This is a genomic window from Paenibacillus sp. FSL R5-0914 (genome assembly GCF_038004525.1).
In the GTDB taxonomy this organism is placed as follows: Bacteria; Bacillota; Bacilli; order Paenibacillales; family Paenibacillaceae; genus Paenibacillus_AQ.
Genome location: NZ_JBBORH010000004.1, coordinates 58,762 through 78,190, shown reverse-complemented (window position 1 = coordinate 78,190; position 19,429 = coordinate 58,762). Strand labels below are relative to the sequence as shown.

At 38.5% G+C, this 19,429-nt stretch carries 24 protein-coding genes; 5 read left to right on the top strand and 19 right to left on the bottom strand.

The annotated features are described in order from the left end of the window. Nucleotides 1–15 precede the first annotated feature (15 nt). The 6 genes from MKX60_RS29585 to MKX60_RS29560 all read right to left on the bottom strand — a co-directional run bounded on the left by MKX60_RS29585 (nt 16) and on the right by MKX60_RS29560 (nt 5,347). On the bottom strand, nt 16–831 hold the full coding sequence (locus MKX60_RS29585) for a YkgJ family cysteine cluster protein (RefSeq protein ID WP_341061811.1): 816 nt from the start codon (nt 829–831) through the stop codon (nt 16–18). Between the two features lie 143 nt (nt 832–974). Beyond that, on the bottom strand, nt 975–1,496 hold the full coding sequence (locus MKX60_RS29580) for a hypothetical protein (protein ID WP_341061809.1): 522 nt from the start codon (nt 1,494–1,496) through the stop codon (nt 975–977). Nucleotides 1,497–1,561: 65 nt separating this feature from the next. Further along, nucleotides 1,562–1,756 (bottom strand): hypothetical protein, encoded by a 195-nt coding sequence (locus MKX60_RS29575; RefSeq protein ID WP_341061808.1) that lies wholly within the window; start codon nt 1,754–1,756, stop codon nt 1,562–1,564. 709 nt (nt 1,757–2,465) lie between these two features. Continuing rightward, complete coding sequence (locus tag MKX60_RS29570) at nt 2,466–3,275, bottom strand: peptidase (protein ID WP_341061807.1); 810 nt, start codon at nt 3,273–3,275, stop codon at nt 2,466–2,468. Between the two features lie 43 nt (nt 3,276–3,318). Next, nucleotides 3,319–3,702, bottom strand: a complete 384-nt coding sequence (locus MKX60_RS29565) for a hypothetical protein (RefSeq protein WP_076315903.1) — start codon at nt 3,700–3,702, stop codon at nt 3,319–3,321. A gap of 886 nt (nt 3,703–4,588) precedes the next feature. Continuing rightward, nucleotides 4,589–5,347 carry a LytR/AlgR family response regulator transcription factor gene (locus MKX60_RS29560; RefSeq protein ID WP_341061806.1) on the bottom strand — a complete coding sequence of 253 codons (759 nt, stop codon included), beginning with the start codon at nt 5,345–5,347 and terminating at the stop codon, nt 4,589–4,591. Between the two features lie 167 nt (nt 5,348–5,514). Between MKX60_RS29560 and MKX60_RS29555 the strand changes: the two genes are divergently transcribed. Next, the gene (locus MKX60_RS29555; RefSeq protein ID WP_341061805.1) at nt 5,515–5,754 is read left to right on the top strand and encodes a type II toxin-antitoxin system HicB family antitoxin; all 240 of its coding nucleotides are present in this window, start codon (nt 5,515–5,517) and stop codon (nt 5,752–5,754) included. A 201-nt stretch (nt 5,755–5,955) separates the two neighbouring features. Next, the gene (locus MKX60_RS29550) at nt 5,956–6,183 is read left to right on the top strand and encodes a helix-turn-helix domain-containing protein (RefSeq protein ID WP_341061804.1); all 228 of its coding nucleotides are present in this window, start codon (nt 5,956–5,958) and stop codon (nt 6,181–6,183) included. Nucleotides 6,184–6,732: 549 nt separating this feature from the next. Here MKX60_RS29550 and MKX60_RS29545 read toward each other — a convergent pair. The 8 genes from MKX60_RS29545 to MKX60_RS29510 form a co-directional block, all read right to left on the bottom strand. Next, complete coding sequence (locus tag MKX60_RS29545) at nt 6,733–7,029, bottom strand: hypothetical protein (RefSeq protein WP_341061803.1); 297 nt, start codon at nt 7,027–7,029, stop codon at nt 6,733–6,735. Nucleotides 7,030–7,080: 51 nt separating this feature from the next. Beyond that, on the bottom strand, nt 7,081–7,269 hold the full coding sequence (locus MKX60_RS29540; RefSeq protein WP_341061802.1) for a hypothetical protein: 189 nt from the start codon (nt 7,267–7,269) through the stop codon (nt 7,081–7,083). Nucleotides 7,270–7,280: 11 nt separating this feature from the next. After that, nucleotides 7,281–8,102 (bottom strand): hypothetical protein, encoded by an 822-nt coding sequence (locus tag MKX60_RS29535; RefSeq protein WP_341061801.1) that lies wholly within the window; start codon nt 8,100–8,102, stop codon nt 7,281–7,283. Between the two features lie 318 nt (nt 8,103–8,420). Then, entirely contained in the window at nt 8,421–8,744 is a 324-nt protein-coding gene (locus tag MKX60_RS29530; RefSeq protein ID WP_341061800.1) for a hypothetical protein, read from the bottom strand. 105 nt (nt 8,745–8,849) lie between these two features. Then, nucleotides 8,850–9,224: a hypothetical protein gene (locus MKX60_RS29525; protein WP_341061799.1), complete on the bottom strand. Its 375-nt coding sequence runs from the start codon at nt 9,222–9,224 to the stop codon at nt 8,850–8,852. A gap of 134 nt (nt 9,225–9,358) precedes the next feature. Further along, on the bottom strand, nt 9,359–9,811 hold the full coding sequence (locus MKX60_RS29520; RefSeq protein WP_341061798.1) for a hypothetical protein: 453 nt from the start codon (nt 9,809–9,811) through the stop codon (nt 9,359–9,361). 89 nt (nt 9,812–9,900) lie between these two features. Then, nucleotides 9,901–10,629 carry a hypothetical protein gene (locus MKX60_RS29515; protein ID WP_341061797.1) on the bottom strand — a complete coding sequence of 243 codons (729 nt, stop codon included), beginning with the start codon at nt 10,627–10,629 and terminating at the stop codon, nt 9,901–9,903. A gap of 64 nt (nt 10,630–10,693) precedes the next feature. Further along, the gene (locus tag MKX60_RS29510; RefSeq protein ID WP_341061796.1) at nt 10,694–11,587 is read right to left on the bottom strand and encodes a tyrosine-type recombinase/integrase; all 894 of its coding nucleotides are present in this window, start codon (nt 11,585–11,587) and stop codon (nt 10,694–10,696) included. A 533-nt stretch (nt 11,588–12,120) separates the two neighbouring features. Between MKX60_RS29510 and MKX60_RS29505 the strand changes: the two genes are divergently transcribed. From MKX60_RS29505 to MKX60_RS29495, 3 genes are all read left to right on the top strand, one after another. Then, the gene (locus tag MKX60_RS29505) at nt 12,121–12,336 is read left to right on the top strand and encodes a hypothetical protein (protein ID WP_341061795.1); all 216 of its coding nucleotides are present in this window, start codon (nt 12,121–12,123) and stop codon (nt 12,334–12,336) included. A 215-nt stretch (nt 12,337–12,551) separates the two neighbouring features. Next, entirely contained in the window at nt 12,552–12,851 is a 300-nt protein-coding gene (locus tag MKX60_RS29500; RefSeq protein WP_341061794.1) for a hypothetical protein, read from the top strand. 411 nt (nt 12,852–13,262) lie between these two features. Continuing rightward, the gene (locus tag MKX60_RS29495; protein ID WP_341061793.1) at nt 13,263–13,541 is read left to right on the top strand and encodes a hypothetical protein; all 279 of its coding nucleotides are present in this window, start codon (nt 13,263–13,265) and stop codon (nt 13,539–13,541) included. 382 nt (nt 13,542–13,923) lie between these two features. Here MKX60_RS29495 and MKX60_RS29490 read toward each other — a convergent pair whose 3' ends face one another. The 5 genes from MKX60_RS29490 to MKX60_RS29470 all read right to left on the bottom strand — a co-directional run bounded on the left by MKX60_RS29490 (nt 13,924) and on the right by MKX60_RS29470 (nt 19,400). Then, complete coding sequence (locus tag MKX60_RS29490) at nt 13,924–14,922, bottom strand: ABC transporter substrate-binding protein (RefSeq protein ID WP_341061792.1); 999 nt, start codon at nt 14,920–14,922, stop codon at nt 13,924–13,926. A gap of 117 nt (nt 14,923–15,039) precedes the next feature. Next, nucleotides 15,040–16,650, bottom strand: a complete 1,611-nt coding sequence (locus MKX60_RS29485) for an AraC family transcriptional regulator (protein WP_341061791.1) — start codon at nt 16,648–16,650, stop codon at nt 15,040–15,042. 664 nt (nt 16,651–17,314) lie between these two features. Beyond that, nucleotides 17,315–17,782 (bottom strand): hypothetical protein, encoded by a 468-nt coding sequence (locus MKX60_RS29480; protein ID WP_341061790.1) that lies wholly within the window; start codon nt 17,780–17,782, stop codon nt 17,315–17,317. After that, on the bottom strand, nt 17,779–18,771 hold the full coding sequence (locus MKX60_RS29475; protein ID WP_341061789.1) for a helix-turn-helix domain-containing protein: 993 nt from the start codon (nt 18,769–18,771) through the stop codon (nt 17,779–17,781). Before MKX60_RS29475 ends, MKX60_RS29480 begins: the two co-directional genes overlap by 4 nt. Before the next feature lie 164 nt (nt 18,772–18,935). Continuing rightward, on the bottom strand, nt 18,936–19,400 hold the full coding sequence (locus MKX60_RS29470; protein WP_341061787.1) for a hypothetical protein: 465 nt from the start codon (nt 19,398–19,400) through the stop codon (nt 18,936–18,938). Nucleotides 19,401–19,429: the final 29 nt, after the last annotated feature.

The following is a 19,429-nucleotide window of genomic DNA, read 5'->3' as shown; positions in this document are numbered from 1 at the left end:
TAACTCCCTTGTCACTTACTTAATAGCTGCAGCTCTTTTTAGCTGCATCAAATTACTCTCTTGAATCGACATATCTAAATTGTGTCTATTTACCACCATTGGCTTAGTAGGGTTATATCGCTGCATCAAAGCGAAAGTATGAATACCGTAAAATAGTGGCATTTTCCGAATATAAAGCGACCCCAACTTAGAAGTGACATTGACTGTCTCCTCGTACTTTGTCTGTAAGTCAGATGCATCAGGAGTAATAACATTATTTTGTAATCGACTCGGGATATATTCACACACTGCACTCTCAATTGAGCTTAGCTTTTCATCTAGCTCAAAATGAGTTGTGCCATGCGTTCTACATACCATTGGGCGTTTGTTATAGACTGAACATTTTCCATCTTCCTCATTAATAAGGGGACACGGGAAGCTTGTTCTTGTTTTACCACCTTTAAATGACTTGAACTTACTTAGGTCGCCTTCGTAATCAAGCTGAGTCAGGATTGCATTATCTAAATCTGGATGTTCAGCTTGAAAAGCCCTGACATTATCCATCACCTTTTTATATAGGTTGATAATTTCCTGCTCAGTCCACGTAGTATGAATTTCATCCATGATTATTTCAAGTTCAACTTCTGAGACTGTAAAGAAATCGCTACAACAATTATTACATCCCGAAAAACACTGGTGGGAATTCTCATTAAGTTTAAAGTATGAATCAACTGTAGTTTCAACTTGATCATAAAGTTTTAATAGATGTGCCGCACGACTGTCAAAAGCGACCCGATGACAATTTTTCGAAGCCTTCCCGCTTCCACAGAAGCAACGCTCTTTCTTAGCCATAAACTACCTCCAGCATGTATAATATCCACCTGTAAATATTCGCCAAAATATGACTATTTCCCTTCTCCTGTAAGGTGAAAGACCTATAGAAGCTTAACTCCACTTAAAATGTAAAGTGCCGAGCAGCAATCTGCTCGACCCCATTAATTACCGAAGAACTCCTTCTCTAATATTTCAACGACTTCATTTATGGGTATGACCCATAAAAACCCTGTTTCTTTATTCCCATTAGATAATATACCTAGTAATCGAAACTGATTTTCAGTATCTTCTCTTTGATACGAATAAGCAAATGAACCACTCATCCCACCAAAATCGGGCAGTGGGTGACATGTCTGACCAAATCCATTAGTCCCATCCACGTCTGCCATTAATACTATTCTCTGCGATTCTTCATCAACTCGATCAATAAAGGTCGTGTATGGTGTCGTTGTCATATCAACTACGAATGCATCATAATCCACGTCAGTTTCTTCTTTAGAGATACCATGCAGAAATACAACATTGCTTTTATTCTCAAAATAACCTAATGGATCTTCATTAATCAAACCATCTTCCAAGAAACATTTATTTTGTTCCTGTTCCATAAATACTGCAGACGTTTGAGCCGCTTCAAAGATTGCTATATCTCGATCAAAATCAACTGCTTGTTTCAATAGAGTCAATACTTTTGATCCACCTTGATACTGATAAGGAATTGCGATGTCAGATAGAGGAAGTAGTTCATTACCTAATGTGACAACATGTTTAGTGGTAACACCAAAAACCTGTCTTTATATTTTAAAAAACCTGCAGATCCAAGTGTACCAATTTCATAACCGGCTACACCTGTCTTATTAAATATTCGAGTCAACACCGGACCCGAAAAGAGTTTAAACTCCTTAGATTTTAGGAGAAGCTCTTCTTGTTCAATTATTTCCTCCACGATCTTCACCTCATTTTAGTCTGGTAACCTGTCTAACAAATCCTTTGGTATGAATTTATTGCTATAAAAGATATTTGATTTTTGGTGAAATAAGTCCGATTTCTTAAATAAATCATTATCCGCTACAATGTAGGCAACTTTGTGTCATTGGACAGACAAGAGCTTGATCTCTTAACTGTTCCTTCCGATTCGGACAAAAAAATCAACCCATATCAAATAAGTTGATTAATCATTATAGTTTCTTAATAAGCTTTCACCTAATTTGCAGTAGAATTTCGATAAAATGAAAAATCAAGTTCTCTATCCAAGGCAAGCGAATACTACCCTCCAGATTGTTTCTTCGTATTTATTCGTCCGTGATCTGCTCAATAAAAAAATCATCAAATGTATCTTGGTCTATTTTTGAATTCATTGATACTTAGGACTTCTGAATCCATCCATCCTTTTTACTTCCTCCACGTGCAGCCCACCGACTCTCACTACCTGAGGATTTGATACAGAACATTGTAATAGTTCGAACCAGAACAGGTTATAATGAATCTATATACATTTCTGACACTGGATAACTTGAAAATTTAATAGTTTTTGGAGATCGAGAGTGAAAAATTCAGTTATTTTTCATACACTTTAAATGACAAAAGGCACTCCTCTTAAAACGAGGAACGCCTTTGATATTTATTAAGTTTCATTATTATTTCTCAACTAAAATCTATTGATTTTCTACTAATTCATAGTTTGTTACTAATTTAAATTCACCAATAACATTAGTTCCATCTACCGCATAAAGAGGAATAATTTTCACCTCTCCATTACCACCAGATAGCTCAAGTGCCTCTTCAATACTTGACACTTTTGGTGAAAGATCTTCTGATTTTATGTAACCATTAACACCATTAGTACCAATTGCTGAGATTAAGTCTGGTTCCATACCAATTGTTTTTTCTGATAAAGCAGATCCATAGGTTTCACCGTTATTATTAACATCATACTCTTTTTTTAAAGATAATTTTTCCATAATTTCAGATGCTTCAGTTAGGTTTTTAGAATTTAAACTTTGGTTGCCAGATAGTTGCAAAATCGGTGATTTATTGCCTGTATATTCAACATATCCATCTATATTATAGAATTGGCCTTTATTTTGAGCATAATAATAACCATTTGTAGTTGTTCTAGGTGAATAAACCCACATATTCCAAGCATCAGAATCGTTATATTTCCAAGTGCTAGAATGTACCAAAGCACCGTTATTGCTATTATACAAACGTGCTTGTCCACCCATATAACCTGCTGGCGTAGGTGCATTAACCGTTGAGAAATCTCCCACTGCTTCTACTGTAGTAGTACCTTTAGTAGGATATCTATCCCACACCTCAGATGTAAAGGTATATTTATGGCCTTTTATTGAAGGTGTATCAAAGGGGTCAGATCGCGTGATTGCAAAAGCTACTGGAGCTACCATCACCATTGCCATAACACTAACTATTAAGACTTTACCGGTTCTTTTTAAATTTGATAACATTGTAATTCCTCCATTTTTTTTAATTTCGGATTATTTTTTTCCATTAATCCCCATGTGAAAAATACATTTTATATTTCCCAATTACCGTTTTACCATCGTCTTTATATAAAGGAATTGATTTGTACTCCAGATCTTTCGTAGTTTCCTCATATACTATTGCCTCTTCAGGCGAGGTTACTTCCGAATCTAAATCAGTTGCTTTAACATATCCGATAGTTCCATTTTCACCAACTGCTCTGATTAATTCAGGTTCTTGAGAGATTCCAGACGGGTAAGGTCCATGTCCGTAAGTTTGTCCTTGATCATTTATTAAATAATTGGGGGATAAAGAATCTGCTTCATTGTTATTTCTAGAGATAAACAAACTTGTTCCACCGACTAAAACTACAAAAACCATACCCGCATAAATTTTATGTTGCAATTTCATAATTAATCATCCTTTCTTGATGTCTCCAGATGTTTTTTAGTATTAAGGTTTTACCATCGAAGAAAGCAACTTTGTTTTTAGGTTTGTAATATTTCAAGTTGATTCATTAACTACTGATGTTTGTTCATCCACTAAAATATATCACATGTTATCATTTTAGTATATTATTTCCATGTATTTATTTTGCATTATTGATTAAATTTTATACTTTGTTCTTTATTTATACATTTATTCTATAGAGTACCGCACACGAGGAAAATAAAGCATTAGACTAAAAAAATAAAGTTGTAGACCGGTACGCCGGCTCACCCATATCGTTCCGCATGAATAGGGGAGTATCCTACTCAAGATAAAGGGAATCGTTGTTTGATGGTGAAGTAATCGCCAATCTGCGTTGCAAAGTGATCCGCAGTTGATCTGGAAATCAATCAAGCGATTCATGTTAATATTGTCTACACTATTTTCTCCGAGCCTGATTTAATGTCTCTAAATGTGGCGTTCGCTCATGAAGGACACACCACGATATGTGCTGCAGGAATAATGTGTTGTTTGGCTCCAGGTTGTGACAAACGATTCCCTATCTTTCCATTTCATATGCACTACACCCGCTTCCTTTTATTATTCCTATCAGCTTACTTAACAAGTGAACCTAAAGAGACAATAGCAGGTTATAGCGATTTTTTTCACCTTTTTTTGATGTTTAGTATGAAGTAGAGTCATAATTTCCGAGGTAATTGATCTAAAAAAAGACACCTTGTCCCATTTTCACGTGGCAATGTATATCCTGAAATTTATGGTGATTTGAAGGTTAAGGAAAACTGAAGAGTTCGAATTCTGAGAACTTTAGTTCCAACTTAGGGATACATAAGGAGAAATAGAGGTCCGGCTAGTTTATAGTAGAGAACAATTGATCAAACTCTCTCTTTTTCCTCCGTGACAACTCAATTTCTACATCGTTATATGCAAGTTTTATAATATAAGTACCCATCGACTTTTCACTGACATATACAGATTTAATATAATTAAGATTAATAAGATTAGAAGGGTTTGATAAGAAAATCTGTTTTGAACATTGCTTTAAAATATCTGTTAATGTTGTGGTTGTTTCGATCCCTGATTTGAACTCCCCCTCTATAAATACTAGTGACTTGTGTCCCCCCTTCAATTTATGTGCATAAATAAGATTATTCTCATTTATGTATATTTTTTTGTATAGGGATATAATTTTAATGATTCTGCCTGGAGTGGATTTCGAGATCAGTAAGTCTCTTTTCACTAGTTCCCTTGCTTTATTAACCGCGTCAACTAATTGTTCATATCTTATTGGTTTGTTCAAAATATCTAAACAATTCAATTTAAATCCGGTCAATAATAGCTCCGAATTCATATTACTAGTTACCAATATTAAGTAGGGCTTAATTCCTCTATCCAATAAAATTTGGTATGCTGATAGGCCGTCAATCCCATTTAAACTAAGATTTAAGAATAAGATATCTGGTTCATATTTCTCACATTCATCAATAAGCCATTCCCCAGATGCAACCTTACTGACTACTTCAATACCTAAATCATGAGCATAACGCGCTAACTTTTCTCGGTCCAATGGCTTATTTTCGGCGACAATTGCCGTTAATTGCATATTCATTTCGCAAACACCTTTCTTTTTCTTTCATATATCGTTAAATTTCGACATTAAATTTACCATTCACACCTAAATTAAAACCGATTAGGTAATTTCTCTCACACTCACAATATTTAAGATATAATCGTACTATAAATAGTACAGTTTCATATGCCTAGGGAGGATACATCATGTCACAAGATTTCACTTTGTTAATAGAGGAAGATTATGCCGAAAAAAATTTTTCAATTTATGTTCCAGAACTTCGTCTCAGCGCTGTAGGTGACACGGAAGAAGAAGCACTGCTCTGTGCTAAAGAGCTAATTGAAATCTCTCTTGCGAGCAATCCGTCCCTGAATTTATATGCAACTAAGGTCTTGCGTATGGAAATTCCAAGATTCACGAATTCCTTCATTTCAACAGCAATTTAACACAGTACAAAAACCGTTCCCGGCCGCCAGCTTATTAGGGTACGGTTTTTTTGCGTTCAAGCGATTAATCAAAATACTTTAAAAAAACTCAAGGTTTTATATCAATAATTCATTTCACAAACTAATTGAGTAACAATAATGCGTTTAATATGTTATAATTCGCTCGAACATCTTTACCCCTTTTTATGGTAGGAGGGTATTATGGCATTATCCCGTGGGATGTGCCTGTTGCGCCCTATTCGTCTTTCAAAAGGATTGACTCAAGATCAATTATGTATCTTGGTATTTGAAAAGACGGGTATTTCTATGTCACGAGTTATGATCTCTCAGTTTGAAAATACAAAACGACCAATGTCACCAGAACAAATGAGAGCCATTTGTCTAGTCATGGGATGTACTGAAGCAGATCTGTACGAATGGCCACTATGAAGCAGCAGGCCGGAGTAGAATTACTACTCCCCCAGGTGGAACAGTTAACAAAGTCGTTAACCCTTGTGTTGTCAATAATTATATATCGGCAATCCTAACTGTATTACTTAGCAGCTTCCAGTACCATATTAATCCGTTTCGTACCTAGCAATTAGCATTCAGTCATATGCTTGCTGTTGGCTCATCAACCTAAATAAGCATTTTCTTTGCCTTCCATATGTTTAAACCATCACACCCATATCGTGCCATCTCCGATTAAGCTCCATCGCAATAATCATACTAGATTCTTTTCGGCAATTATATATATTGATCGAACGTCTACATATTGTCTAATCCGTTGCAAAGTACCCATTGATCCTCCTAAATTCGAGCGAGAGATCTAACCTAGCAAAGCATTCCCCACATAAAAAAACAGCGGAAGTTAAGGACTTTAATTTCATGTCCAACTCCTACTGTTTTTGATTAGAGTGTATTATAGCCTCTTCCCATCAGTCCCTAACCTCTTGAATCAAGAACGAAAACAAACCGTACACCCCAAATAATTCCAATCTATTTTCCGCTTCTTATTTCCGAGATTTGCTCTCGTAGGTCTGATACCTTATCACGCAGTGCAGTCTCTTTATCCATCATTTTACGCTGTGTCTCCAATATGGCACGCTCTTTATCGATTTCAGCGTTTAACTGCAGCTTTTCAATCTCGCGTATAAAGTTCTGTTCCTTCTTTTCAGCCTCATCCTTAATCTGCTGTAACTCTCTCTTCATCTCTTGCATTTCCTCTTGATATTGCTTAGTTTTCAAAGCAAGTTCTTCGTTAGCAGCTGCCTTGATGTTCGCATTTTCGGCCATTTCCTGAGCAAGAACTACCTAGCGGATTGATCTTTAGATTCTCGAGATTCCTTAACTAGCAGTTCCATTTGATGAAGTTCTTTTTCGGTCATAATCACGACCCAGCCTATCCAGCGTATCCAGATACACCAAATCCTCTTTCGGATCATCAACCGCATGGCTTGATATCGTGACCGCTCGAAATCCTTGCCGTTTAGCATTTCCACAAAAATAAACCGTTCCTCGATGCCCGATGTTCAAGCATTATTCTTCTATTGCCTTTGTATTAGTTTTACATATGCATCAAATGTTGAAATATATGTGTAAAACATCCACGGATAATATATTTCAGTATCATAATCAACATTTTGATTTTTATTGTTATGTCGTAAATAGAACTTATTGAGCAGGTGAAATATATCATCTTCAGCTGCTGGCATTTGCTTTTCTAGTTCTTTCCTTATAAATTCAAGTCCATTACCAATTTCAACTAGAGCAGACTTTTTATCTTCTTGTGTAGCACCATATTCAAGGAAGTTTTTAATACCCCTTCTTATAAATGAATCCACTCGCTCTTCATGCCCACTTTGAATCGGGTTATCTACTAGGTCACGAAATTCAGCTGTTACTAGTTCTCTTATATATCCTTCATGAGTGAGCTCCCAACCCAAGTCATATCTAGATAATTGATTATTTATCTGAGTACGGAAAATGGATTTGGAATACTCTTTTGCCTCAGTAGAATTTAAAATAGTATGTTCCATTAATGCAGAGCGAGATTCTAATTGTATATTACTATACAAAAGTTCAATCAAGTCAAATAAATCAACTTCTTTATACTTTAATTTTTCTTGATGAAATGGACTCTTAATACGGCGGCCAATTTCCGACAGACAATATGCTTCAAAATTATTGCCGACAATTCCTGGAGTCCATCCTTGAAAACCAATATCTTCACCGTAAAATATTGTGAAGTGTTTTTCTTTCTCTAATTTATCAAGTATCACTTTGAAAACATCATTTAGGTCTACTAAACTTAGCTTTGGTCTTTCAAATCCTATCCTTTGTGAATGAAACCTTCCGTTACTATCCAATCACTTAACCCCCAATTATATATAATCGTAATATTGAATCCCTTTTTTTGATAACCGGACTCGGTATTCCCTTAGTAGTAGCCGGCAGTGTGCCGGCGTATTTGATCCGATGGAATAATCGCTCACTCGACGTCCTGCCCTTCGATCTTCAACACAAAGATGGTTTCTTTCCGCCCGGGAGCCAGTTCAACCAGCATCATGGCAGACACAGGAAATCGCCCCATAATCCAGTCCGGCACTTTGGCATCTCATTGTTTGATTTTTTATTGAATCTTATAAGACGACTCTTTCAGTTTCCGTGGCAAATAAACATCTCCTCTATGTCATCCAGATAGCTCTAGATTCTTTAATTTCATCTCCAAACGTCTCACCATCAGAAAAATTAGCAACTTCTTTTCGTTTATCTTTAGATACAGCTGCACAGCTAACATGTGCTTTTTTCTCTAGCGTTTCATCTAGTGAATTATAGTCGTATCCGATTCTAAAAAAGCCCAATTCAAAGGTTTCAAAGGTATTTAAACTAATAATAATACTATTTTCATCTTTCCAATCTATAAAGTCGTGTATATTAGGTAAGAAAACTCTGAACTTATCATCTATAGATTTTTCAGTAGAGTAGGTCCTGAAAAATTCTCTTCTCAATTTTTCAGGCTCTTTTAATATCGATAATAATTCTTCATCGCTTCTCTTACCAACAGGACTTATTAGTGGTATGGATTTCCCTATCTTAGTTTCAAACCTGTTTTTTTAAATATTGTTATCCGACAGCTCACTGTACCACTTAGTTAATAAGGCTTGAGAATATTGAATGACTCTTTTTTCATTGTTAGGTAGTTCTCCTCGATCTAGAGCTTCCATCCCAACAGTAAAAACGATGCTTTCAATGGTCAACTCTTTAGAAAGATGGAATTGAGAATATAATAATCTGGTCATTGATCGACAACCTGCAAGCTTCTCGATAAACCATGGTTCAAAACTAGAGTTTTTTTGTCCCACTGTGATAATAAGTTTTTTCCAAATCTTCAATGAATAAGGATCGAACAGGATATCATTTGTAAACCTACCAGAAATACTTACTACCCACTTGGGGACTAGATCTTTAATATTCAAAGTAATACCCAAATTTCCCCCTCCCTTTTATTAATGCTCCTCACAATTTCTCAGCCTCGCTTCTAGGTCCAACTGATCGACTCTACTGCAGTTTTCAGATCCTCAGCATCTGGTAGTGGTAAATCATCCTCATTAGCTGCAAAACATTATTGGACTGCTTCTGGCTCAACCTTCACAATAAACGTTGTTTTCTTCCGGTCAGGAGCCTGATCAATCCTCATTACAGCAGACACAGGGATCCGTTCCATAATCCAGTCTGGCACTTCTGCATCCGGATCTGGGGAGGAGATATCCAGAAGGTTCTTTTCTGGATCATACACAAATCCCATGTACTCATCATCGAACCTACCACTGTATTCGTATTCGTCCGGAGCAAAATTGCATGTTAATACCATAGCCCGGGGAACCACCATTCCGGCAAAACGATAAGTAGGTTGAGTCATTACAGATCTCAACGCCTGATACTGATCCTCATCTGATTTCCCTCTTGGATAAACAATCCCCGCGGCTCTCAGTGTATCCACTTCTTGGATACCTGGCAGGAGCTCTCCCTTCGAATGGACTTCTTCTTCGCCGGTACTCCAGGTGATGAAGTACAATTCTTCATCTTCCTGATCGACTCCGAACCTGCTTCCAGATCTTCAGCCCCAGGAGACGCGCAGACCAATGAATGAATGCAATCGTTATATTAAACTCGATCTAGGAGAGTATTTCCTTTGCCTCTGCGCACTTCTTCCATAGCAGAAGCCATTTCGTTCATACTTTCATTTAAATCACTGCCCAGCTTTAGGCGCTCAATGAACTGTCTTGCTGAGGAGATCAAATTGACTCTGTTTTCTTCATCCAAAGTTTGTGACTCCTTGCCCAAAGTTTGTCTAAGACCCAGCAGAATACCTCCAATTATCCTAAACTCATGAAGACTGTATTTGGCATTTTTCGCTCTTTCGAAGTCAAGGAACAGTGGAGTTAAAACGCCTATCTTTCTGTTTACCGACAGCTCTAAGCAAAGGAGTCTGCCGACAAACTCCTCGAACTCTTCTTCGCTCAGGTTACCCTCTTCAGACAGTTTGTTGTCCAGTTCCTCTTTCCTGATTTGAAGAAACTCTAACTCAGCTTCCATCTCTTTCTTAGACAAAACTTCCACTTTTTCTGGAATAACGAGACTGTGGCACAGCTTAGGAAGCAACTTACCTAAGTTTCCAACTGCTCTGTCCAAAGATCTTTCATTTAATGAATGTTCTTCTTTTACAAGGTACTTAAAACTCAGGTTAAGATTATTAAACAAATCAGTGATCTCTCTATTACCTTCAAAGAATTCTTCCAACATAAATACGGAGAATAGAGCTTTTTGGATATCTTCTCTCGAAGAAGTCTTCCTCGTTCCCACCAATACATTTGCAACATCTTTTACATGCATCCTAATTTCCCCCTCAAGATATTTAATCTACTATTTACTGCTATCAAATTGTTTCGCTCCTTAATCATGTCCAGCTGATCGACTCCACCGCAGCCTCCAGATCCTCAACACCCGGCGTAGTGTAAATCATGGTCATTGCAATATTCGGTGTTCCGTCCTCCTTATAGTGACCCATCAACATGGCCACCTTCTGCAGATCATTACCGGCAGCTATCAAATCATGACCAAACGTATGTCGGAGGCTATGACAAGATAGATCCTTGATTCGCGTTCGTGCTCGATACTTCTCGACGATATGCTGAATTCCGCGCTCAGAGCATTTTAAAGATCGCTTAGAAACAAACACATAAGGACTGGAAGAAGTTCTTTCTGCTAGGTAACCCTGTAGGGCGGCCCTTAGCTCTGCATTAATAGGAAGCTCACGATCCTTGTCTCCTTTACCACGAATATATACGCTCCCTTTCCGTTTGCTCATGATTAGATCCGTGAGCTGCAGATCGCAAAGCTCGTGCACCCTTAGTCCGAGCCGGAGAAAAGTCAGTATAATTGCATTTTCCCTTTTGTCTGCCCTGTACCTGACATCCCGAAGCAAAGCATTCTGTTCATTCCGGGAAAGCCATTTCGGAAGACGACGAGCTGCAGGAGGCTTTTTGATCGGTCCTACTGGATTATCGGGTATGTAATTGTTCTGAGCAAAAAAACGGAAGATCGCGTTTAGTTGGACAAATATTAATTGCATAGTCGATGGTTTGGCCGGTCCCCCATTCCTGCCGCCATACTGTAGCAGATATCTCTTGTAATCTGAAATATCCTTTTGCGTTGCAAAACCTGCGTCTTCCAAATCCGGATCACTTAACCGTATCCATTTTTCAAAGGTGGTCCAGGTTGTCAAATAATTCTGAATCGTCTTATCTGCTTTTCCCATTTGTTTATATTGATTCAAAAATTCTTCAAACATTGCGAACCTCTCTTTTATTCAAAATATAGAGGACGACGAATAAATCGACGTTATGAAACGGTAGAATGCGGCCTCTACATTTCCATTATATCTCTTTTCGTCGTCCTTCGTATAGAGAAGACGACGAAACGAAAAAGATAAAACCATGCCGCAACTTTTAGTCATGATGGAACGATGATTACTCCAGAAAGGCACAAAGACATTTTGAACCAGTGGACTAACGCTGATTTGGTAGCAAGAGCCAATATGCGAATGAAAACAAGGAAATTCCTTTGTTATCCAAAACATGAATAACTGGTGTTTTAGACATTTTAAATATTGAGGAGGTAAAAAACAGGTGCGAAACAACCACCTACGGGCTACAAGTTGAATGCTGCATCAGTCGGCATTATTTAAGATGCTGCAAGTGTTAGACTTTTCGCTTTTCGTTCTACTCTATTGTTGAAAGCTCTCATAAGAGAGATTCTGTAAAGCCCGCACGTTCAAATCTTCATCGTTTCTATGAATACCCAAAACTAAGGAGGAATTTTATTATGCAACACTTTATCCATGAAATCTTTAATACGCTTGGTATCATTGTATCTGTTATCGGTTGGCAGGCTATCATTTCCTTACTCGACTCCTTATTTTCCTTAGGTGCCAGCGTGTTAAATTTAATCGCATCTAAGCTAGCTACAAAAAAAGTGTACCTTCCCCCCATTCCTGTGCAGTCCAGAGTTCGCCGTAGAAAGCATCGTTCTTCTTTTTAAATGAAAGCATCAATCACGAAATAAAAAGCCCTTGGAGATTTCTCCGAGGTTTTTTTATTTCGGGAACATGGATCATGAGATGAGACATTACATTAATTAATAGAGTCACTCACAGTGTAAAGCCGATAAAAGGCTATCGTTTTCGTCATGTAATGAATCAAATTAACTAATATGGAAATATTAATGAAGTGATCTGATATAGAGGAGTGCATACCATGGAAATTGGAATTAAGCAAATTAAGCTACTATCGATAGTGGGTCAAACAATTACAGTGGAACATCAAATAATCAATCCGTTTTCGGCGTACATAGATGGTAATGAAATTACTGTGTTTTATAGGTACTTTGATAATGACCCGCGTTTCATAACCAAGTACGACTTTTATGTAATGGAAACTGGCATATTTACAGAAGAATATAAAGCAACAAATGGAATAACAACTGTGATTTATAATAATATGCCACTTCATGTTTGTTATAAGGAACAAATAAGAAGCGAAAACTCGCTTTTATAAAAGGTATATATTGTCGGAAGACAAGAACTCAATGGGGGGACATTTCAATGTATTTTAATTTCGACTTTAATCAGCGTAATTTCCAGGCAGATATACACAGATCGGTTACCAACACAATCCCTAGGGGCGAAAGCCTGACAGTGGCAATAAGCCCTGATGCCTTATATGGAATTATTAGTTTACAAGTCGAACCTTTAGATCCAAAAGAATCATTCGTTGTAGTTACGGATATTAGACAAGGGTTGGGTTCTCTAGATGTAACGGTGAGGAACTTTCATAAGCTTCAAGATCAGATAGTTGCTTTTAGGACCGTTCAAATCCCAACATCATAATTGGGCAATCGCCCACAGTCATTAGCCCTCTTTTGGAATAGTATGGATTATATTCTAATTGCGAAGGACTGATTTGACGATGAATAATAATTATCCAAATTACGTAAATTACGGAAAGTCACCTGTTACTGGTTATTTCGCTTCATCTGATCTTGTAAGAATGAATATAGGGAAATTCGTTGAAATGGTTTTCAACACCAATCCTACACGGAGAATCAATGCTTTTATTTATCAAGTCCACCCAGATAATCCGCCAGGAGAAGCAGTTTTTGAATACATTAATCTTGATACCGTTCTTAGTTATCCAGTATTACAACTAGGAAATTCTGTTGCCGTTCTCAATATTAAACCAATTTAATTAATACAATTGATCGTTTAAACGAGTGAAATCAAATTGCATCGGTAAAACAGGTCCTGCTAGTATTCGCTAGAAGGACTTTTTTCCATGCCAACAGTGACATGATCGAGAGCTCATGGTACCTGAGTATGAGCTGAATACATAAGAGAAAGAAGAGATAGTATGTGCTTTCCCCTGAGATTCGACGTAGATCTACAGACGAGTCTCTATTAAGAGAAGACGAGGAATCAGTTATAGTCTAAATCCAATTGAGCACTATCCAGCTATTATCTGGAAAATGTTTATCAGTTCTTTCTTTATCATACCAAAAAAGAAAGCCATTCAGAGGGGAATCTCTGAATAGCTTCTTTTTCTCTGTATATCGGACAAGAGGAATTAAACTTTAGTTCTCTGTTTTACCGAAACGTTCCTTAATCATATCTGCAATTTCCTGAACCTGTGCTTCCACGGCAAGTGGATCATAGGGCCAGAAGCGTTCTCCGTCAAGCTTGAACACGCGATTGTTCTTCACGGCATCCAGGGATGACCAAACCGCTGAACCTTCATCCAGTGAACCTCCGTTGGACAAATCCAGAAAGATATAATCACCTGCGTAATCTGCAAGCTTTTCCTCGGATATCGCTACGGTATCTTTATCCTGATTAATGAGCTCTTTCTGTACAATGTCTGGTGCTTTCAGTCCGAGCTGTTGATAGATGGCCTGTCCACCGCGATTGACACCATCCCCGTTGATATACCATTCTTTGCCGAATAGACTGAAGTTGGAGAAGGTTGTACCTTCCTTGACTAGTCCTTGAATAGACTCTTTGGCGGCCTGCACTTTTACTTCGAATTGGGATAACCAATCTTTGGCTTCCTTCTGTTTGTTCAAGATTTCACCAAAAGCGGTGATTTCTTCATGGACATTGTCGTATGTTCCGTAAGGGATGATGAGTGTCGGTGCGATTTTACGATATTGCTCATTCAGTTTCTCATCTCCACCTACAGTAACGATCAGGTCAGGCTGTAGTGCCAAAATTTTCTCAACTGATCCGCCGTCAATCCGGCCAATGTCTGCCACGCCCTCAATATGATCAAGCACATATGGGCTTTCCAGCTCATAATCTGGCGCGCCTACAGGCTTGACGCCAAGTGCCAGAAAATCAGCAAGGTAACCTTGCGTAACGATACGCTGAGGATTTACGGGAATTTCAATATCTCCGTTAACTGTCGATATGACCTGTGTTGCTGCTGCGCTGGTCTCTGGTTGTTCTTCTGTTACGGCAGGAGCGGAAGTTTTATTTTCTGTTGTTTCTTCCGCTTGGCCTGAGCAGCCAATAATTCCTATCACGAGTAAAAAGATCATGAGCCCGGCCCACCATTTTGATTTAACCCCTGTCATTCTGCTTCTCCCCAATCAATAATGATTATCTTTCTCAATTAAACCTCCTATGTATCGTAGCTTTTGTGCACATGTAACGTCCATCTCAAAATGTGACCAATTCAATATGGACAAATGTTACCTCGCCTTAACGCTATTCTCCCGAATCAGGATATCTACCATAAGTTCAAGTTGCTTCTCCAGAGACAAGGCATCATTACACCAGAATTGCTCCAGCTGGAGAGGGTATATGCGACGATTTCCGTTATTCATAACCTTGCGCCAGCCCGGGCGCTCGCTAAGTGTATCTGGTGAATCGTGATACAGGCCACCTTCATGTGCCGGAAGAACAAGAAACATATGATCTGCTGCATATTCTGCCAATTGATCTTCTTCGATGTATTGATGATTGTCAGGCTCCAGAACATCCCGGAGGATGTTAGGGTGGGGAGTAAGATGAAGTCCATAATACACGTTATAGGCTGCTCTGGCGGTTGCATTCCAGATACAAATGGTGCCGTCTTCCCACAGCTCATACAGACCAACCGTTTCTCCAGGCTTAATAAAATCTTTTAGTCGATCAGATTCGGTTCTGGCCCGTGTTGTGTAATGTTCGATCCAATCCTCGGCTGCCTGTTCTCGTCCTACAATTCGGCCAATCAGACGAACAGTCTCGAGTCGACCCAGTTGGTTCCAAGGGAGAACAATGACCTGGGATATACGTTCAAGTTGTTCGAGCTTGTGCGGCAAGTAGTACAGGTAATCCGGTGCGATGATTAAATCAATCGGTTCAGCGCGTAGTATTTCTTCCACGCCATGTTCATCCAGATCAATTACGTCATGCAACTCATCCTGGATCAATGGAGACAGGGCCCAAGGAAGGAAGGAAGCGGCCACGGGTTTAATGCCGAGGGCAAGCAGATCCCCTGTATACTGAACGGTTGCAATCCGTCTCGCACGTGGCTGTAATCGATACTCACTTGGGCTGATCCCGGTGAATTGCTTAAACTTGCGGCTTAAATATAGACCGTCAGCATAGCCTACCAGCAAGGCAATTTCATTCAATGTGGCCTGTGTGGATAGGAGGTATTGCTTTGCCTTATCTATCCGAACTCGGGTCAGATGAGCCTGGAAGCTGCGTCCCACCTGTTTTTGAAAAAATCTAGAGAAATAGCTTGCGTTAAATCCGGTCATGCGGGCAATGTCTTCCCGGGTGATATGATCTCCATAGTGATCATTTATATAGTAAATAGCATCCCGAATTGCGCTGTCTACCATTTCTGTGGCAGGTTTAACCGCCAGCTTGAACAACTCAAGCAACTCACTCAGCAGAAAATGGGAGCGGGCTTCTTTGGTCTGAATGCTGCCTGAACGTTTGTCGGTAAGTTCCTGGATAATGGCAAGAATCCGTAGCCCTTGTGAACTGGTTCCAGTCTTTGATCCATGTGCAGGCAAGTTCTCTGAGGTAAGTTCATAGACACGCTTCTCATGAGTCTCTTTCGTTAATCCGTATTCCAGTAAGCCAATATGATATATCGTGAAGGCAGAAACCGGAGTATGTATAAGCTCCAGGAAGCATGGGGGATACAGGAAAAGGGTCTGGCCTTTATGTAAAACGCCATGTACCTGCCCATAGTGGAAGTTCACCGTGGCTGTACAGGTCACCAGCGAAGGCGATTCTATGTGAATAATTCCGGTTTGCTGTGCTGCTTCCCAAGGAATCACTCGGGCATTTGTCAGTACAAGCATAGCTGCAGCCTCCTAGTCGTATGTTCTATCTTGAACATATCATGTATGGACTCGATTAATCAATCTGTGAGAGGAACGTCGACGTAAACAGAGGAGTGATGGCAAGGCGACTAATTAACACTTGTTCAACTTAGAATAAATCATAATCCAAAAAAGTCTTGTTACTTCCATCAGAAAATAATAAGACTCCTTAGCGAATTCCAGACAGCTGTCTTTATCCGTATACTTTTGGCTGCTCCTCCGTCGCACTCCATACGCGAGCGTGGATTGAGATCATATCTTCGGGGAAACACATACTGTTTCCGCACCTGGTAACTACAGAATCGGTCATGGATGTGGAGGAGCTGGGCAAATTGGGTGTTCTGCGACAGCTACGATGGAGAATTTTTAAAGAATAAAAGTCTCAGTCAATTTGACTGAGACTTTTATTCTTTATTATCCAATTTTGGTTAAAGAATTCGAGATCTTAATTAAACTGATCTACGATACTTTGAGTAACTGCTTTAACTATTAATGCAACCCCCAGATGCGATGATAATATTTTTTGTGTGTTTGCTTACTCTCACCAGTCCTCTACTTATGTAATAGATCTTCTTCATTCAGCCGTTGATGTTTCTGCTAATATCGTTTGACCTATTCAATGAATCCAATCAAGTCAACATCATCAGGAAACTCTAGTAAATCCAATCCAGAAATCTGCAGCATCACAAGTTTCATCAACTTTTAGAGTTGCAGCAATGATACTCTCTGCAGAGCCGCTCCAGGAAAAATCATTATACTGCAGCTCAAAATCATCATCTTTTATTGAACAATTTATATAGTTATCTAATTTAATCCTGCTTAATTCAAAAGTAATAACTTCTAAAGCAATTTGAATAGATTCTTCCTTCATTTGAACTAACTCTTGTCTCAATGACCTCAATTTAGTTAGATCAAACGTCACCCCTCGTTTCGTGGGTAAGGCATAATACATAGGATTGTGGCCAACCTCACGACTTAGTGTATTAACTATCGGATTATCACCAATATCTCCTGCCATACGATACTCAGGATTGCTTACTAGTAAATCGGATATAAGTTCGTCCAGCAAACTGATCAGATATATGTTGTATGAAACTCTTATTTGTATCACACGCCTTCTCCCCATTCATAGTTATTAAAATGATCTTCGAGCCATTCCTGAATAGTCATGCCTTTTTCAGACGCTTGTTTTAATATCAAGGATTTCCGACTTTCCTGCAGGTAGAATGTTATCGGTGAGAAGCACGTGTTAATGACCGTATCTTCCCCTTCAGATATTATTTCTCCGGATCTAATATACAATTTAAGCTTATCTATGAAGTCTGGATACGTTAAAGGGGAAATACCTTTCAACACACATTTTTTCACTTTCACTACTAGAGAAGCTTCTTCTTTTGAAATACGCATATTAGCAGGCCCTACATGCTGATAAAATTGCTCAATTATCGTATAAATCATGGAATCTAAAAAAGTAGGAATGGGAAAATTGAAACAAGCATACCCATACGCGCTATTACTTTCCTTACGTTCTAATTGAATAAGCGGCTTCCATGTAGCGATCGCTTCCTCATATGAAATTCCCTTTCCACCTTCGTCTATCATTTTAGCTTTTATTTTCATAGGACTTATCCGCTCCATTTCCATAATTCGAGCGATCCTGCCGTTTTCTTTGTTTAAGTAGGGCTGGAACAAGAATGCACCTGTTTTTTTATCATATAGGGTATTAGACTTTACGTTAGAGGGTTTACTCTGTTCATACTCTAGAAGATCCTCTTCCTTTATAAAGAATGTATTCTTTCCCCGAAAATATGCTTCGTAATACGACAGCTCACCGTTTCTCATCAGATTTTGAAGAAAAGTTTTGGATCTACCTATACGTGCAGCAGCTTGAGTTGTAGTGAGATCCTTACTTATATATAAAGGCTTAATCCGCTCCACATCTTCTTTGCGAAAACGGTAACCTCCTTCGCCCCGATAAGACTCTGGATTAACCGGTTCAAGTTTCTTTAATGGATCAGGATGATCAATTAATTTATATACAGTGGACAAGGTTACTTTAAGTTCTTCGGCCACTTGATTGATATTTAAATATTCTCCCATTAATTCGACTCCTCTTCTCTTATTGCATATCTTATACTTACAAATCCATCTGAAGAAGAGAGCGGCGATCCAGGACACCTTCAAACGCCAATCTCACTTTGCAGCTGATGGGTTAATATTTGTATTTCTGTCTAAGCTTTTTAATATTATTGGAATTGGGTTTATTATACTAATCCAGCTTCTTCGTTCAATAGTACTGCATCTGGGAACATCATCTTGTACATTTCAAATTCTTCAGCATACTCTGGAAGTAACAATACTAGATTGTTATTCTCGATCAACACATGAACTGCTTTATTTGCCAGTTCTATTGTCTCTTCAGAATCTGCTAGAAATAATGCAGAAATTCCAACTACTCCTTTTTGAGTGCGATGATATGCACCATCATTCCAAAGGTCAACTCCTTGATTCCTGATAGGTCCGTCATACCAATACAATACATGGCTTGGCTTATTAACGGTACTCAGTCCGTGTATGTATGCCTGCTTTGCGAAGTTATTTAAAAATTTGTCACGATTCTTAAAATTGGTTTTTACAGGATTAACAATAGCAAAAAAAGATGAAGTGGTGATGATTTGGTCTCCAAATCTCAACGGTTTACCCTGTTTCTTAAATATCTTTCTATACACTCAGCACACTTCCATTTCATATTGAATTA